This is a genomic window from Candidatus Thiothrix putei (genome assembly GCA_029972225.1).
Lineage (GTDB): Bacteria > Pseudomonadota > Gammaproteobacteria > Thiotrichales > Thiotrichaceae > Thiothrix > Thiothrix putei.
Genome location: CP124756.1, coordinates 3,802,820 through 3,820,221, shown reverse-complemented (window position 1 = coordinate 3,820,221; position 17,402 = coordinate 3,802,820). Strand labels below are relative to the sequence as shown.

Annotated in this window: 16 protein-coding genes; 10 read left to right on the top strand and 6 right to left on the bottom strand. The window is 48.9% G+C overall.

All coding sequences use genetic code 11. From position 1 onward, the window contains the following. Positions 1-111: 111 nt before the first annotated feature. Both QJT81_19625 and rsmI read left to right on the top strand, forming a co-directional pair. Complete coding sequence (locus QJT81_19625; GenBank protein ID WGZ93970.1) at positions 112-2,133, top strand: sodium-translocating pyrophosphatase; 2,022 nt, start codon at positions 112-114, stop codon at positions 2,131-2,133. Positions 2,134-2,210: 77 nt separating this feature from the next. Continuing rightward, positions 2,211-3,053: a 16S rRNA (cytidine(1402)-2'-O)-methyltransferase gene (rsmI, locus tag QJT81_19620; GenBank protein WGZ93969.1), complete on the top strand. Its 843-nt coding sequence runs from the start codon at positions 2,211-2,213 to the stop codon at positions 3,051-3,053. Here rsmI and QJT81_19615 read toward each other — a convergent pair. After that, positions 3,050-3,643: a DUF2058 family protein gene (locus QJT81_19615; protein WGZ93968.1), complete on the bottom strand. Its 594-nt coding sequence runs from the start codon at positions 3,641-3,643 to the stop codon at positions 3,050-3,052. The two genes, rsmI and QJT81_19615, sit on opposite strands and share 4 nt — an antisense overlap. Before the next feature lie 103 nt (positions 3,644-3,746). Between QJT81_19615 and ppa the strand changes: the two genes are divergently transcribed. The 8 genes from ppa (at position 3,747) to lipB (ending at position 11,871) form a co-directional block, all read left to right on the top strand. After that, entirely contained in the window at positions 3,747-4,301 is a 555-nt protein-coding gene (gene ppa / locus QJT81_19610; protein WGZ93967.1) for an inorganic diphosphatase, read from the top strand. A gap of 55 nt (positions 4,302-4,356) precedes the next feature. After that, a complete protein-coding gene (gene mrdA, locus QJT81_19605) occupies positions 4,357-6,342 on the top strand; it encodes a penicillin-binding protein 2 (GenBank protein ID WGZ93966.1) in 1,986 nt (661 codons plus the stop codon). A gap of 3 nt (positions 6,343-6,345) precedes the next feature. Then, positions 6,346-7,458, top strand: a complete 1,113-nt coding sequence (gene rodA, locus QJT81_19600; GenBank protein ID WGZ93965.1) for a rod shape-determining protein RodA — start codon at positions 6,346-6,348, stop codon at positions 7,456-7,458. A gap of 54 nt (positions 7,459-7,512) precedes the next feature. Then, entirely contained in the window at positions 7,513-8,697 is a 1,185-nt protein-coding gene (gene mltB, locus QJT81_19595; protein WGZ93964.1) for a lytic murein transglycosylase B, read from the top strand. A 90-nt stretch (positions 8,698-8,787) separates the two neighbouring features. After that, complete coding sequence (locus tag QJT81_19590) at positions 8,788-9,612, top strand: septal ring lytic transglycosylase RlpA family protein (protein WGZ93963.1); 825 nt, start codon at positions 8,788-8,790, stop codon at positions 9,610-9,612. Between the two features lie 70 nt (positions 9,613-9,682). Further along, positions 9,683-10,924 carry a D-alanyl-D-alanine carboxypeptidase family protein gene (locus QJT81_19585; GenBank protein WGZ93962.1) on the top strand — a complete coding sequence of 414 codons (1,242 nt, stop codon included), beginning with the start codon at positions 9,683-9,685 and terminating at the stop codon, positions 10,922-10,924. A gap of 24 nt (positions 10,925-10,948) precedes the next feature. Continuing rightward, entirely contained in the window at positions 10,949-11,230 is a 282-nt protein-coding gene (locus QJT81_19580) for a DUF493 domain-containing protein (protein ID WGZ93961.1), read from the top strand. Next, on the top strand, positions 11,218-11,871 hold the full coding sequence (gene lipB, locus QJT81_19575; protein WGZ93960.1) for a lipoyl(octanoyl) transferase LipB: 654 nt from the start codon (positions 11,218-11,220) through the stop codon (positions 11,869-11,871). The genes QJT81_19580 and lipB overlap by 13 nt, the downstream gene beginning before the upstream one ends. Positions 11,872-11,873: 2 nt before the next feature. On the opposite strand, the gene coq7 is transcribed toward lipB, so the two are convergent. From coq7 to QJT81_19550, 5 genes are all read right to left on the bottom strand, one after another. After that, positions 11,874-12,518, bottom strand: coding sequence for a 2-polyprenyl-3-methyl-6-methoxy-1,4-benzoquinone monooxygenase (gene coq7, locus QJT81_19570; protein WGZ93959.1), 645 nt, complete (start codon positions 12,516-12,518; stop codon positions 11,874-11,876). A 17-nt stretch (positions 12,519-12,535) separates the two neighbouring features. Next, on the bottom strand, positions 12,536-13,192 hold the full coding sequence (locus QJT81_19565; protein WGZ93958.1) for a thiol:disulfide interchange protein DsbA/DsbL: 657 nt from the start codon (positions 13,190-13,192) through the stop codon (positions 12,536-12,538). Between the two features lie 92 nt (positions 13,193-13,284). Then, a complete protein-coding gene (ccsB, locus tag QJT81_19560; GenBank protein WGZ93957.1) occupies positions 13,285-14,463 on the bottom strand; it encodes a c-type cytochrome biogenesis protein CcsB in 1,179 nt (392 codons plus the stop codon). Beyond that, the gene (locus tag QJT81_19555) at positions 14,438-16,447 is read right to left on the bottom strand and encodes a cytochrome c biogenesis protein ResB (GenBank protein ID WGZ93956.1); all 2,010 of its coding nucleotides are present in this window, start codon (positions 16,445-16,447) and stop codon (positions 14,438-14,440) included. Before QJT81_19555 ends, ccsB begins: the two co-directional genes overlap by 26 nt. 97 nt (positions 16,448-16,544) lie before the next feature. After that, the gene (locus tag QJT81_19550) at positions 16,545-17,159 is read right to left on the bottom strand and encodes a c-type cytochrome (GenBank protein WGZ93955.1); all 615 of its coding nucleotides are present in this window, start codon (positions 17,157-17,159) and stop codon (positions 16,545-16,547) included. Between the last annotated feature and the right edge of the window lie 243 nt (positions 17,160-17,402).

Here is a 17,402-nt window from a genome sequence, read left to right as displayed (position 1 = left end):
GGATGCTAAAAATAGGACTATGCTTGTTACAACTATTGTCCTTGTTGTCGTTGCAACAGGGGGATGGTTTGCGATGATTAAAATACATTCATAAACAACGGAGGTGTTCTGATGTCCACAGGTTTGGCAGTTGCCATTTTGTGTGCGCTCGCCGCACTGGTTTACGGTATTGTGACGACCCGCTGGGTGCTTGCTCGCCCTGAGGGGGATGCAAAAATGCGCAGTATCGCACAGGCGATTCAGGAAGGGGCGCAAGCCTACTTAAATCGTCAATACACCACAATTGCGGTGGTGGGTATTTTGCTGTTTGCGGTGATTTTTATTGCACTAGGTTGGCAAACCGCGATTGGTTTTGCGTTGGGTGCATTGTTATCCGGTGCTACCGGCTATATCGGCATGAATGTTTCGGTACGCGCCAATGTGCGCACGGCTGAGGCAGCGAAAAACGGTTTGAATGCGGCTTTGGACGTCGCTTTCAAAGGTGGCGCGATTACCGGTATGTTGGTTGTTGGCTTGGCATTGCTGGGTGTGGCTGGTTATTACGCGGTATTGACCATGACCGGAACATCGGCGACTGATGCTATCCATGCGTTAGTCGGTTTGGCGTTTGGTGGGTCATTGATTTCGATTTTTGCCCGTTTGGGCGGCGGTATTTTCACCAAGGGTGCGGATGTGGGTGCCGATTTGGTGGGGAAAGTGGAAGCGGGTATTCCTGAAGATGACCCACGCAACCCCGCAGTAATCGCGGATAATGTCGGGGATAATGTGGGTGATTGCGCCGGGATGGCGGCGGATTTGTTTGAAACTTACGCTGTTACAATTATTGCTACCATGTTGCTGGGTGGGTTGCTGATGAATGGCTCAGAAAATGCCATTATTTACCCGTTGGTGTTGGGGGGCTTTTCTATTTTGGCTTCCATCTTAGGGGCGATGTTTGTGAAGGCGCGTGCGGGCGGCAAAATTATGAATGCGCTGTACCGTGGGTTGGCGGTAGCCGGAGTGGCATCGTTGATATTTTTCTATCCGGTCACGGTCATTATGATGGGGGATAGCCCCGATTATTCGGTGACGGCGTTGTATGGTTCAGCAGTAATTGGTTTGTTACTGACAGCAGCGATGGTGTGGATTACCGAATATTACACCGCAACCGAATACAGTCCGGTTAGGCACATTGCGCAAGCATCCACCACTGGGCATGGCACGAATGTCATCGCAGGTTTGGGTGTATCGATGCGTTCCACGGCTGCACCAGTGTTGGCAGTGTGTGTGGCAATCTGGGGAGCCTATGAACTCGCGGGGTTGTATGGGATTGCGATTGCAGCAACCTCGATGTTGTCCATGGCGGGGATTGTGGTCGCGCTCGATGCTTACGGCCCGATTACCGATAATGCGGGTGGGATCGCGGAAATGGCTGGTTTGCCTGAAGATATTCGCAATATCACTGACCCACTGGATGCCGTCGGCAATACCACGAAAGCTGTGACCAAAGGTTATGCGATTGGCTCAGCAGGCTTGGCGGCCTTGGTGTTGTTTGCGGATTATACCCATGCGTTGTCCGCAGCACATCAAACAACCATGAACTTTGATCTTTCCAACCATTTGATCATTATCGGTCTGTTTATTGGTGGGATGGTACCGTATCTGTTTGCGGCAATGGCGATGGAAGCTGTGGGGCGGGCGGCAGGCTCGGTGGTGGTGGAAGTGCGGCGGCAATTCCAGACAATTCCCGGCATTATGGAGGGCACAGGGAAGCCGGAATATGGTACTTGTGTGGATATGTTGACCAAATCGGCGATTAAGGAAATGATTGTACCGTCATTATTGCCAGTGGCAGTGCCGGTGATTGTGGGGCTGACCTTGGGCGCAGAGGCGCTTGGCGGGGTGTTGGTGGGTACGATTATCACGGGGATTTTCGTGGCAATTTCCATGACAACCGGCGGCGGTGCTTGGGATAATGCCAAGAAATATATCGAGGAAGGCAATTTCGGTGGCAAAGGTTCGGAGGCGCACAAAGCGGCTGTTACTGGCGATACCGTTGGCGACCCGTATAAGGATACGGCAGGTCCTGCGGTCAACCCGTTGATCAAGATCATTAATATTGTTGCGTTGCTGATTGTGCCTTTGCTGGCGTAAGGTAGTGCACGGCTGGTTTTGCCAGCAAAAACCAGAAGCCCGCCCTTCGTGGTGGGCTTCGTTGTTTGGGGAAGTGGATGAAACAAGGCATTTTGTACTGCGTGGCAACGCCCATCGGTAATTTGGCGGATATGACGGAACGTGCCAAGCGCATCTTGGCGGAAGTGGATAAGATTTATGCGGAAGACACCCGCGTGACCCGTGGTTTGCTGACCCATTTCGGTATTCAAGGGGTGTTGGCGAGTTTGCACGATTACAATGAGGCGGGTCGCGTTGCTAGCATCCAAGCCGAATTGGAGCAGGGAATGCAATTGGCGTTGGTCAGCGATGCGGGTACGCCGTTAATTAGCGACCCCGGTTACAAGCTGGTTCATGCTTTGGGGAATGCGGGGTTCAAAATCGTGCCGGTTCCGGGGGCAAGTGCCTTGATTGCAGCACTATCGGTGGCGGGGTTGCCGACGGATCGGTTTGTGTTTGAAGGTTTTTTACCGGCAAAAGCGGTGTCGCGGCGCAAATGGCTGGAAAGCTTGGTGGATGAGCCGCGCACTTTGGTCTTTTATGAATCCAGCCACCGCATTGCCGAGATGCTGGCGGATGTGGCAAGTACTTTGGGTGAGGAGCGCCCGGTGGTGGTATTGCGTGAGTTGACCAAGCTGTTTGAAAGCATTTACCGGGGCAGTGCCGGGGAATTGGTCGCGCAACTGAGTACCGATACGAATATGTCACGCGGTGAATTCGTGGTGGTAGTGGCGGGTAAGGTGGCGAATGAGGATCAGGAACAACTCAGTGCCTTGCGTGCGGACAGTATTCTGGCGGTATTGCTGGAGGAATTGCCAGTGAAACAGGCAGCCGCGATTGCTGCCCGCTTGACCGGATTGCCGAAAAACCAGTTATACAAGCAAGCGCTGGCGATGGTTTAATCGACTGCTTCTGGCGACTCGCTGGATTCTTCTGGACGGTTGATGACAATCAGTTTGTCGGGGTCAAGCGCTAAAATTTGTTGCGCAATGTCGAGCGGAATCAGGCAGCGTTTGCCACCGAGGAAGGTAATGGCGAGTTCGCCATCGGCTAAGGCTTGCTGCTGGGCTTCGGTGACGTAGAGGTATTTGATATTGTCACCGACCACAAAATTATAGCGAATGTCAGCATCGTCGACATTTTTGACGTTGGCGTTGATCAGTGCAGCAACCTGTTCGCGGGTTTGTTTGCGGCGGGCAGCGATTTCACGCTGGCGTTGTTCGGCTTGCTCGCGCTCTTCGCGTTCGGTTTTGGCACGGGCTGCGTAGAATTGTTCAAGGTCGCTTTTTTCTTTGGGCGTTTGACGTGGCGCTTTATTTTCAGTGCGTTGCGGTTTTTCTAGCGTAGGGGCTGGTCGGTTGTCACGACGCGGGGCATGGTTGCGCTGTTGCGGTTGCCGTGAGGGAGCCGGTTTGGGTTGGTTAGCCTTTTCAATCTGTGCTTCGGTGACTAACCCTGCTTTGAGGAGTTGGTCGCGTAGTGAGTGTGCCATGCTGTTCTCTTGAAATTGTCGACAAGTAGTGGTGGTTAGTTGCTGTTAGATTCGTTAACAAGCGTTATAATACCGTGATTTTTACACAAGAGTAGAGTAAACAATGAATATTGATAAAGTTCCTGCTGGGCGTGATGTTCCGCATTGCGTGAATGTCATCATCGAAATTCCGGCTTTGTCCACGCCTGTGAAGTATGAGTTGGATAAAGAAAGCGGGGCGTTGTACGTTGACCGTTTCTTGTCTACGCCGATGTTTTACCCTGCTAACTATGGGTTTATTCCGCACACATTGGCACAGGATGGCGACCCTACTGATGTTTTGGTGGTTAGCCCTACGCCGTTGATGCACGGTTGTGTGATTCCGGTGCGCCCGGTGGGTATGTTGAAAATGTCGGATGAGTCGGGGATTGATGCCAAAATTGTGGCAGTTCCGGCACATAAGCTGTCTTCTGGGTATCGTGAAATTAACTCCTATGAGCAATTGCCACCGCTGTTGTTAAGCCAAATTCAACACTTCTTTGAGCGTTACAAAGAGCTGGATGCAGGCAAGTGGGTGAAAGTTGAAGGTTGGGCAGGGATTGAGGAAGCCAAACAAGAAATCTTGGACAGTATTGAGCGTTATAATACGGTGCAACCAGAGGAGATTCCGTTCTCTTAATCTGTTATAGTCGCCCGATTTCAAACAGGGCAGACAGGATGCTCGTCAGCAATTCATGAGCGATAGACCGATTAAATTAGAACGTGATGAACAGCACATGTTCAATGTGCGAGCCATGGTCGCGGGTATCATTATCCTGTTTGCCTTGTTGGGGATCTTGGGGAGGGTTTACCAACTCCAAGTATCCGAACACGCCAAGTATTCTGAGCTTTCCCGCCAACATTACCAGAAGCGCATTCCCATCCCGCCTAATCGTGGTCAGATTTATGACCGTAATGGTGTACTGCTGGCGGATAGCCACACGCAATATGTCCTAGAGGTGGTACGTGACAATATCGGTGATGAGAATGCTGATGGCAAGTCGACGTTAGCCGATGTTGATATTTTCGTTGAGCGTTTGGGATCCATTATTCCGCTAGCGGAAAAAGATGTCCGTTTGTTTAAAACTCAAGCAAGGCGTTTTAAATACCAGCCTATCCTCATTCGGGGAAATTTAACAGAAGAAGAGTACGCTGCGTGGGCTGTCAATCGTCCGCGTTTCCCTGGTGCGCGGGTAGAGGTGCGTATGGAGCGTTACTACCCTTTAGTTAAAACAGCGAGTCATGTCATTGGGTATGTAGGGCGTATTGATGCGCGTGATCTGGAGACTTTGAACAAGGATGAATACATCGGTACCACCCATATCGGTAAAACGGGGATAGAGGCTTTCCATGAAGATCGCTTGCATGGGCAAGCCGGGTATCAATTGATTGAGGTGGATGCCCATGGTAAAAAACAGTCGTTGCTGAGCAAAAAAGACCCTGTTGGTGGGCAGGAATTATTTCTCGGTTTGGATATTAATTTACAAATCTTTGCGGAAAATTTGCTGAAAAATGAGCGTGGGGCGATTGTGGCGATGGATCCAAGTAATGGTGAAATACTGGCTTTGGCAAGTGTACCAACATTTGACCCTAATTTATTTATTAATGGCATTTCTCAGAAGGACTATACGGCTTTACGTGAAGATCCTGATCGTCCGTTGTTTAATCGTGCGCTGCAAGGTACTTATCCGCCGGGGTCTACCATTAAGCCAATGGTCGGCGTGGCGGGTTTAATTGAGGGGGTCGTGACGCCTGGTTCAAGGGTCTACGACCCTGGTTTCTTTCGTTTGCCGGGGCAAAAACATGCCTTTCGGTGTTGGAATAAGAGTGGCCACGGTTCGGTTGACCTGAAGTATTCGATTCAACAGTCATGTGATACCTATTTTTACGATTTGGCCTATCGGATGGGGATTGATCGTTTCTCTGCGGCGATGAGGCGCTTTGGTTTTGGAGAAAAGACAGGGATTGATTTGCCATCAGAAGCGTCAGGTTTGATGCCAACCAAGGAATGGAAAGAGAAACGTCATAAGCGTGATTGGTTTCCTGGGGATACGGTTAATATTGGTATCGGTCAAGGTTATTGGTTAGCAACACCCCTGCAATTGGCTCATGCGACGACGATTATGGCGAATCGTGGGGTGCGATTGAAGCCGCATGTGTTGCGTGGGGTGCGTACTGCGCGAAATCAGGAAGAAAGCGTTCTCAAGCCTGAACCGTTTCCTACCCTTGAAGCAAAGGATAATTATTGGAATTTGACGATCCAAGGGATGGAAAATGTGATGCGTCCCGGTGGTACTGCACGGGCAGCGGGGGCTGGGGCATCCTACCGTATCGCGGGTAAGACGGGCACAGCTCAGGTATTTGGTTTGGCTGGTGGTAAATACAATGCAGGTCGGATTGCTAAGCGGTTGCGTGACCATGCATTGTTCGTTGGGTTCGCTCCAGCGGATAATCCTAAAATTGCTGTGGCAGTGATTGTGGAAAATGCTATGGGTGGTGGTGGTGCGACGGCCGCACCGATTGCTCGCAAGCTCATGGATGCCTACTTGAATCAAGCATATGGCGATAATGCATTAAAACCAGCCGGTGCGCTAGCGCAGCAGGAACTGGAGCAAGCGCAGCCAGCTACATCGGTACAAGAGCCTACTAAAAAGTCAGGAAAACAGAAAAACAGGGGGTAAACGGTGATTAGTGGTTTGTTGCCTTCTTGGTTGATCATTGCGCTACAGCGTGTTGATGCGGTGTTGTTGGCGGTGTTGTCACTGCTGGTTTTTTTGGGGTTAGCCACGTTGTACAGTGCCAGCGATGGCAATATCGAGCAGGTGCAGCGGCAAATTATTCATTTTTCAATCGGTCTGGGGCTATTGGTCATTTTTTCTCAAATTTCCAGTAAGACACTGCGCCAGTGGTCAGTATGGCTGTATGGCATTGGGGTGGTGTTACTGATCTTGGTCTTAATCATTGGGGTAACGAAAAAGGGCGCAACCCGTTGGTTATATATTGGTGTTGATATTCAACCTGCTGAAATCATGAAGTTGGCAGTGCCAATGATGGTGGCTTACTATTTTTCTGAGAAACCGCTGCCGCCGCGTTTTGTGGATATTGTGATTGCGTTGTTGTTGGTATTGGTTCCGATGCTGCTGGTTATGAAGCAGCCAGATTTGGGAACCTCGTTGTTAATTGCTACTTCTGGATTTTTTGTTATTTATTTAGCAGGTATGTCATGGTGGTTGATTGGTGGTGCAATTGCTTTTGTGACGGTTGCTGCCCCGTTGTTGTACTTTTTTGGGATGCATGATTATCAACGGCGTCGGGTCGATACGCTTTTGAATCCAGAATCGGATTTGTTGGGAACTGGATACCATATTTATCAGTCAAAAATTGCGATTGGTTCTGGTGGGGCTTATGGAAAAGGCTGGATGCAAGGCGACCAAGCGCATCTGGATTTTCTGCCAGAACGGCACACCGATTTTATCTTTGCTGTATTTGGTGAAGAGTTCGGCTTAGTGGGCAACCTGATTTTAATGGGGCTGTACATATTTATCATCTGGCGGGGGTTATACCTTGCTAGTAAGGGTGAGGATACGTTCGCGCGTCTGCTGGGTGGTAGTCTGAGTGTGTCATTCTTTTTTTATTTGTTTGTGAACACCGGCATGGTCAGCGGGCTGCTCCCCGTTGTCGGTGTGCCACTGCCCTTGGTGAGTTACGGGGGAACCTCCGTGGTCACGCTGATGATGGCTTTCGGGATCATCATGGGGATGAGGAAACGCAAACGCATTTATCAACGGGATAGCTGAAGAAGGATTTTCATGCTCTCCTCAACAGGTTTGGAGATGGAGTATATGAAAATCATGCATGATTCAGTTCAATGGAATAAGTCGCTGGGTAAGCTGGTAAGTGTCATTATGATGGGGGGAGTATTAGGGGGATGCACTGCGGGGCCGCAGTGGCCTTGGGTATTCAATCCACCGGTTGCAAATGTTCCCAGTCAACAAGGTTTACCCCCAACTGTTATCAGACAGCCAGTCGGAACCCCGTCTTCTGGTGGCAGTACGGCAACACAGCAGCCAACTAACACGACGATACCGCGTCAACCCGTTAATTATCCTGCCGGACTACGCGGGGATTATGCCAGTTACCCGGCACTGCGCCAGTTTATTGGTAAAATGAACAGCCAGCATGGTTTTGATATTGCGTTTTTGGAACAGACCTTTTCCAGCGTGCAGCGTGATAAAGAAGCGTTAACCAAGGCGGGTGCACCTACCGAAGGGCAAGTATGGCGGGCTTATCGCCCCATTTTCCTCACAGAGGAACGTATTAATGGCGGGGTTGATTTTTGGAATCGCTATGCGGCGCTGTTAGATGCGGCTACCCGTCAATACGGGGTGGATACAGAGTATTTAGTGGCGATTATTGGCGTGGAAACGCAGTACGGTAAAAATACGGGTAAGCACAATACCTTGCAGGCATTAACAACGTTAGGGTTTGATTTTCCACGTCGTTCCAGTTTTTATCAGAAAGAACTGGAGCAGTTTTTATTGTTATCGCGAGAAGAGAAGGTGAGGCCGCAGATTTTTAACGGTTCCTATGCCGGGGCAATGGGCTTAGGGCAGTTTATTTCGAGCAGCTATCGCAGTTACGCGATTGATGGCAACCGTGATGGTAAGCGTGACTTGTGGAATCCTCAGGATGCTATTCCCAGTGTTGCGAATTATTTTGCTAAAAATGGTTGGAAGCGCGGTGGCGGTGTTGCTGTCCCTGCTTATGTTTCCGGTGCGGGTTATGCTAGTATTGCTGAAGCAACACCGAAAAAACCATCACGTACTTTGGGTGAACTTGCTGCTAAAGGGGTAAGGCCACAAGGGGCTATCAACTCTGCCAAAGTGAGTTTGATTAAGCTGGATGGGACGACTGATGAGTATTGGGTAGGCGGTGAAAATTTCTATGCGATTACCCGTTACAATCCTAGTTCAAAATATGCAATGGCAGTACATCAGCTTGCGCAGGAAATTCGTAAGCGTAAGTTTGGTTTCTAAACGTTATAATAGTGAAAGCGATAAGCTGGCTCGTGTATCGCAGCGCGGGTCAGTGTTCTAATGGGCGATGATAAAAAGCTGGACAATACGATGACAATAAACTGGCGATTTTCGGGAGTCTTATTGGCTTCCATGACCATAAGTTTGGTCGCTTGCAGTAGCAATGGCGCTAAAAAATCAAATATGGATACGGCGCAAGTGCAGAATAAGGTAAGCACCGAAGCCCGTAGTGAGTGTGGTAATGACCCCGCTTACACGATTGAAGGCAAAACTTACCAAGTGTTGGACTCGGCAGCGGGTTATGCGGAACACGGCACTGCGGCATGGTACGGAGCAGAATATCAAGGAACGGAAACAGCGGGCTGTGAAGTCTTTGATATGTACGGTTATTCTGCTGCACACCGCACCTTGCCATTACCCAGTTTTGCAAAAGTCACTAATCAGCAGAATGGCAAGCATATTATTGTACGTATCAATGACCGTGGACCATTTGAGAGTGGGGATTTGATCCAATTGTCGTTTGCAGCCGCCAATGCGCTCGGTATTAAGGCAAAAACAGGTGCACCTGTTGAAGTGGCGGCGATTCCACCTGAGCAATTGCCACCTGAGCTTAAAGCCGCGAGTAAGCCTAAAGCGGCTGCACCGCCGGTGAAATCGGTTGAGCCTGTGGATAAGTCTAAGCCTTATTACGTGATTGCGGGTACATGGCCTGATCGTAATGCATCTCTCGATATGTTTGTGCGTTTGACATCAGTGGGCTTGGCGAAAACAGAAATGGCTACTGCGCAACAAAATGGGCGCGAAATGTATCAGGTTAGGGTTGGCCCTTTGTATAACCAAGATCAAATTGATAATGTGAAAGATATTTTGGAAAGTAACGGTTTGGCAAACTTTAAGGTCGTTGCAGGCAAATAGTTGCAGGATGGCGCTAGCTTCGCTACCGTACTGACCATGAAAATAATGCCTATAAGTGAAAGGATTGTTCATGTTTACAAGGATACTTAAATCGTTATTGTTAGCGGGATTGCTGGCAGGCGGCATTGTTAGCGCTGAGTTTGCTTCAGCACCGTCGGACACGGGTGAGCCTGCACCTAAAGATATGTCCACTGCTCCCTACAATGACCCTAATATTCCACCGGAAATCATTGCGATGGCACCTGGTGTGCCAGAAATTGAGGCGAAAAGCTATTTGCTGGTTGATTTCCAAAGTGGCGAGGAGTTGGCTGGTATAAACCCCGGAATGCGGGTGGAACCTGCCAGTATTACTAAACTGATGACGGCTTACTTGGTTTATCAGGAATTAGGTAAGGGTACGGTTAAGCTGGAGGATGAAGTACTGATCAGCGAAAAAGCGTGGAAAATGGAAGGCTCACGCATGTTCGTAGAGTTGGGCAAAAAAATTCAGTTTGAGAAGTTACTCAAGGGCATGATTATCCAATCGGGTAATGATGCGGCGATGGCGTTAGCAGAGCATGTGGCGGGTAGTGAAGAAACCTTTGTGCAGCGTATGAATCAGACGGCGGCTGAGCTCGGCATGACGGATACCCGTTACATGAATGTCACAGGGTGGCCAGCTAAGGATCATTACACGACGGCGCGTGACATTGTGAAACTGGTGGAAGCCTTGGTGCATGAGTTTCCAGAGTATTACAAACTGTATGCTATTAAGGAATTCAGCTACAACAATATCAAGCAGCAAAACCGTAATCGCTTATTGTGGCGTGACCCAACGGTGGATGGTTTGAAAACCGGGCATACCGAGTCAGCGGGTTATTGTTTGGTAGCCTCTGCCAAACGTGACAATATGCGTTTGATTTCAGTGGTGTTGGGTGCAAAAAGTGAAGAAGCACGCGCGAATGTCAGCCAACAGTTGTTGGAATACGGCTTCCGTACCTTTGAAACACACAAGCTCTACGATGCAGGGGCTGTGTTGGCAAAAGTGCGAGTTTGGAAGGGTGAGGCAACGGAAGTGCCTGCTGGGGTGGTTGATAATTTGTTTGTTAGTATTGTCAAAGGGCGCTACGACCAATTGAAAGGTGGAATGCAGCTTGATAAAGGGATTGACGCCCCCATTAAACGGGGTGGCGTACTGGGCAAAGTGATTATTACTGATCAAGAGCTGGGTAAAGTCGTTAAGGAAACCCCGTTGTTGGCGCTGGAAGATGTGACCGAAGGCGGCTGGTGGCGGCGGACAATGGATAGTATTCAGAAGTTGTTCGCGGATTAATAACCGCAAGCGTGAGGATGGGCTGTGGAGCGTTTTGGACAGCAGGATGAATTAAAACTGGATTTTCCTTGTGATTTTCCTATCAAAGTGGTGGGTCGTGCAGATGTAGAGTTTCATCTGCGGATTTGTGAAATTGTGTGCCGTCACGACTCTGTGTTTGATCCTGAAGTGCGGTTACAGCGACGTGATAGCTCTGCTGGTAAATACCACAGTCTAACGGTGAATTTGCGTGCAATCAGCAAGGAGCAGATTGATGCAGTGTATCAGGACTTGAAAGCCTGTGAGTTGGTGCTGTGGGCATTGTAGAGCATCGAGTGGTGGATATTTTGCATATCCGCCAACTGGGTTTGCTAGAGTATGTGTCCGCTTGGAAGCAGATGCAGGTATTTACCCAAAATCGTCTTCTCAATACACCGGATGAAGTGTGGCTAGTACAACATCCGCCGGTATTTACGCTAGGACGCAATGGTAAGTTGGAACATGTGTTAGCGCCAGGCGATATTCCTGTGATTCCCATTGATCGTGGTGGGCAGGTGACATATCACGGCCCAGGTCAGCTAGTGGCTTATATGCTATTAGATATTCGTCGTAAAGCTTTAGGTGTGCGTGAGCTGGTCACAGGCATTGAGCAATCGGTGATCGATTTGTTGGTGCATTATGGCATTACTGCACGAGGGGATAGGGATGCGCCGGGCGTCTACGTCGATGGACGTAAAATTGCAGCCTTAGGATTACGGGTATCGAAAGGTCGTACCTATCATGGGTTGAGCCTGAATGTGGCAATGGATCTAGAGCCTTTCCTGCGCATTAACCCGTGTGGTTACGCAGGCTTGCAGGTTACGCAATGTCAAGACTTGGGTATTGAACAAGCACCGTTTGAACTTGCCCGTGAGTTGTGTGAATGTTTAACGCACCGTTTAGGTTACGCAGCGCTAAAATGGCTTTAGAATTAGAGATAATAAGCACTTTTAGTCATGACTTTTGACATCAACGGCATCAGCAATTTACGCGCTAGCAAGGGAAGTTTTGCGCCTCCTGCTTGCATAGCAACATCGCCATGATGCTGTTCGTCAGCCTTCATCTTTTGCAAAATTGCCATATCAGTTAGTGCATGAGGGGGGAGGCGATTGATGTGTTCTTCCAAATGCTTAATGACTTGATCTTCCGTTTCTTTGACAAAACCAAGGCTCCATTTGTCACCAATCTTGCCTGCGACGGCACCAATCGTGAATGAACCCCAATAAAATAATGGGTTCAGCAGGCTTTTCCGACCGCCTAGTTCCTGTAAACGCTTTTCCGTCCAGTTGAGGTGGTCGTTTTCCTCCATAGCAGAGCGTTCCATCTGTTCCCGTATATCTTCACGCTTAGCAGTTAATGCCTGCCCTCGATATAAACCTTGGGCAGATACTTCGCCTGTGTGATTAATGCGCATCAACCTGCTGATCAATTCACGGTCGACTTCGCTAAGCGGGGCGGTTTCTGGTATCCCCGCAGCCGGATTAGGGCGTTCCGTGGTTGGTGCTGTGGCATGAACCACGCGCAGAGACTGGTCAATTTCGGTCAGAATTTTATCCAACAAGCTGAGTTTGCGCATTTCACTCTCCATTAACGTTATTGTTGAGCCTCTCGTTTTACAAGATAATCAACAACTTGTAGTAAGGTTTCTTCACTGCCAACCATGCTGGGGCTGGTGCGGTATTTGCCATTGACGATAATGACGGGAACAGAATCTGCTTTGGACTTTGTACCTACTTCATTAGCGCGTGCCATCATGGCTTTCATTTCCATGGAGTTCAGAGCATTTTTAACTTGATCAGATGTAAAACCTAGCTCCGTAAAGAAACGGGTCATGGCATCGTCATCGTTGATCTTACGGCGCTGTTTTTGCATTGCCTCAAAGATTTTGGTATGGACGCGTTTAGCGCCATCAGGGTCAAGCATTTGCCCAACATAGAATAATTTGGCGTGGTATTCCCAGCGTGGGCTTAATGTGGCGGGTACTCGCTGGAAAACAACATTATCCGGTTTGTTGCTAAGAAACTTCTCAATAGTAGGTTCCAGAGAATAACAATGCGGGCAACCGTACCAAAATAAGTCGATAACCTCGACTTTACCAGCAGGTGCTTGTGTCGGAATCGTGGGTGATAGCGTAACGTAATGTGTGCCTTCTTTGATATCCTGCGCTTGGCTGGCTTCAGGAATACAACCCGTTAAAGCGAACAGTGCTGCCATCATAAAGCCGAGGGTGTGGCTTAAGGTACGTTTCATTAATTATTGTCTCCTGCTTGTGTTTGTGTAAGAACTGCATTGATTTGTCAGTTATCTTCATCGCTCGCTTTGAGTTGGACTGGGCTAGGTACTCAAAGTTCACCGTAAGAATGCAACCCGGAGAGGAACATGTTTACGCCGAGGAATGCAAACAGGGTAACAAATAAGCCAACGATTGCCCACCACGCCATGGGTACACCGCGCCAGCCTTTGGAAAAGCGTAAATGCAGCCATGCAGCATAGTTTAACCAGACAATTAATGCCCATGTTTCTTTCGGATCCCACGACCAGTAGCCGCCCCACGCTTCGGCAGCCCACATTGCGCCAAGAATGGTGGCAATGGTGAAAAACGCAAAGCCCAGTGCAATCGCTTTGTAGGTTATATCATCAAGCATTTCCAAAGAGGGCAGGCGCGTTGCCAGCAAGCCATTCGCATTGCGTTGTTGCCCATGGTGTTTCAAAAGGTAGGCAATACTGGTCATGGCTGCCAAAGCAAACGCTCCGTAACCAATGAAATTGGCGGGTACGTGAATTTTCATCCAATAGCTTTTCAAGGCTGGAACCAATGGTTGAATCTCATGTGCGCCTTTGGTGTAGCTGTACCACAGCAGAAAAGCAACCGCCGCGCTGATCACCATCAATACAAAACCGCCGAGTGAACGATTTTTGTAACGTCCCTCATAAAACATATATAACAAGCCGGTGATAATGCAGAATAGAATGAAAACTTCGTACAGGTTGCTAACGGGAATGTGACCAAATTCAGGGTCAATCAGATAAGATTCATACCAGCGTACCATTAACCCGGTGAAACCCATTACCAAGGCAACCCATGTCATGGCTGAACCGGTTTTCAAGGTGAATGCATTGTTTGTGAATAAACCCGCGAAATAAGTCACCGTTGCCAGTACAAATAAAGCGCTCATCCACATTACGGCAGATTGGCTGGAGACTAAAAATTTCAGCCCGAACACTTGTTCAGCATTGGCGTAATTGCCGCCATACAACCAAATGCCCAACAAGCTCAAAAGCGCGACGGCGATGGTATAGGGGCGGAAGGCTTTCCAATACCAACCCAAGGCAATCCATGAAGGTGCAGTCAGTGCAAGAATCCCGATTTCGTATTCATCCATTACGCTACCGTATTGAAAGAATACCCATGCGCTGGCAGCAATGACTAATGCTGCCCACAGCCAATCCGACAAACGCAGTTGCTGGAATAGGCTGGGTTGATCAATGAGCGAGTCAATGGTTTGTTGGGGAGTCGACATGTTTCACCTCTTGTTTCATCACTTGCTGGAACAGGCCCTGCAACTGTTGGAAATAACGCTCAAATTCTGGCTGATTGCGGTTACTACTACCTGCCAGGACGATTTCCGCTTGATTATTGTCCAGCGGTTTAATCCATACCCATATTCTACGATGCGCCACGTAAAACAGGAGAAATACCCCTATTGTTAACATGAGACTGCCGAAATAAACCACATCTTTGCCGGGCGAGCGCGTGATTTGTAGACCAGACGCTTCAATCTGTTTAAAGCTGTCCATGTGGATCAGCCAAGGCGACCCGTAAGCAGGCAATTTATCAATCGCAAGTAAGCTATCATCGAAGAATAACCAGTCAGCCTCCGTCGGTTCAGCGGTCATGCCTTCTTGCTTGAGCGTCTCTTTATAGACCTCACGCAAGGCGGCATTCAGCACTTTCATGAAAGCTTCGGCGGCGCTTTCTTGCTTATCTTGCGGAAACTTTGCCGCAATTTCAGCCATGATGCCTTCTGAACCTTTGGTCGCAAACTGTTCGGTTAAGCGCTGCATCGACTCCACGATTTGTGCTTCGACCGCCGGATCAGCAACCGTGGTTTGTTGCATGGAGTTACGGGTGGTCTGGAGCGCGGATTGTTTCACCAATTCGGTATTTTGTATATTGGACAAAAACCGCATAAAGCGTTCCATGCTGCCTTTGGTGTCAACGGGAATGTGCAAATAACGGAAAGGCTCATTCGGCGTGGTGCGTACCCCGCTGATGAAATAGTTTTGCCCTTTGATACTCAAGGGGTTCATGTAGTTTTGGTATTCGAGCGCTTGTCCGGTGGCATCACGTAATTTGAAGGTAACACTGGGGCCAACATTTTTCTTTTCGATCTTGCCACTGCTGTCTTCCATGTCATTGATATTAAACAGGCGGAAGTCATTAATTTCCAGTTTATATTGCTGGTCGGAGCTGGTTAAGGTGTAGTCGCGGAAGACTTTGCCATCAACGTCTTGCGAGGCATAGCGGTTGCTGAGTGAATGCAGGCGCAGTTTGAGTTCCGAACCGCCATCACCAAAGTTTGCTTGGTAGATTGCCACGCCGTTGTGAATCAAGGGGTGATTCACGGAAATAGTGGTTTCCAACGGTGCATCAAGCGTTTTGTCGTGAATCACAATGTCACTTTCAAACGATTTGGGCTGCCCGGTGGAGTAGTGTTCGACACGAAATTCTTTAACTTCGACTTCAAACGGCAAGTGCTGTACCAAGTAGCCGTCACGTACCGGTTGGAAAATAATATTCGCACGGCTGCCTTCTGGTATGTCGACGGAGCCACGGTAAGAAAAACTGCTGTCCGATAATTGGCTAATAGCGGGGACTTCCGATGCAGGAATATTGCGGGTTTCGGGTTTCAGATTGCCTTGCCATTCAGCAATCATGATGGGAAGGCGACTATCCATCAATCCGCCGAGGAAGATAACAATCATGCCAAGGTGTGTCAGCCAGTAACCCCAATGGTTAGCGCTGCCTTTCATACCTGCTACAACGGTATGATCTTCAGCCACTTTTTGACGGGTTTTGAAGCCTTGAGCGTGTAGAATTCGGGTTGCCAACGCTTGTGTAACAGTAGCATCTTGCACGCTGTTGATGGCGGCTTGATGTTTCATGGCACGCAGGGATTTTTCCTGCACATTTTCACGAAAATGGCGTAGTTCGCGGATAATACCGGGGGTATTACGCCCTACACAGGTGGCAATCGACACCACCAAAAACGCCAAGATAGCCAAGAACCACAAGGCTGAATACACATCATACAGCTCTAATGATTTGAACAAATCAAACCAGAAGGGGCCAAATTTGATTTGGTAGCTGGTGTAGGGTTGGTTCTGTTGCAGCACTGTGCCAATGATGGAAGCAATGGCGACCACCACCAACAAGCTGATGGCTAAATTCATCGAACCTAAAAAATTGATCAGGCGTGTACTGGAGCTTGGCGAGTTTCTCATACCACAAAATCGTCTTGACAAAGTGAATGCATTAAAACAACAAAGGGTGGCAAAAGCCACCCCCCGTTTTACAGCAAAGCATTACCGAATGGTAATATCACTTCTGTAAGCCAGCAATATACTCAGCAACGGCTTCGATTTCAGCATCAGTCATGCCTGCGGCGATGTTGCGCATCATTTTGCCAGCATCATTAGCACGTTCACCTTTGCGGAAAGCATTTAATTGAAGCTTGGTGTAAGCGACATGTTGACCGCTGATTGCCGGGAAATTAGCAGCAGGGTTGCCTGCCCCGTTAGGGCCGTGGCAAGCGGCGCAAGCAGCAACGCCAGTGGCATTGTTGCCACCTTTGTAAATCTGCTCACCTAACGCGACTTTGGTTTGGTCTGCTTCGCCTGCTTTTGCTACTTGAGAGGAGAAGTAAGCCGCCAGGTCAGCCATGTCTGCATCGCTCAATGGTTTAGCCATTGGGGTCATGGATGGGTTAACACGCTCATCATTCTTGAAATTCATTAACTGCTTCAAGATATAGCTTGGGTGTTGACCTGCCAATTTGGGCCATTCAGGGTTAACGCTGTTGCCGTCTGCACCGTGGCAGGCTGCACAAGTCGCGGATTTGGTTTTGCCCGCTTCAGCATTGCCACCTTCTGCCGAAGCAGAGGCAGCGATGCTAACAGCTAAGCCACTCAGTACAAGCATGAGTACTTTTTTCATAATCGAAGTGCTCCTAATATCTACAAAATCTGTCATATTTTTGCATGACACTCGGTGACTCCCCATGTTCACTGAATGTGATGCGTTGCCTAACCGTCTTCTCGCGGTTGCGGCAATTACTTGCAATCATACCAAGTGCATCTTAATCTGCACCCACCCTGACGCAGGCATACCATAATCCACACGCTCTACAGCTTTTCCAGTGTCACCCTTTCGCGGTAACGGGAAAGGTATTCTGAAAAA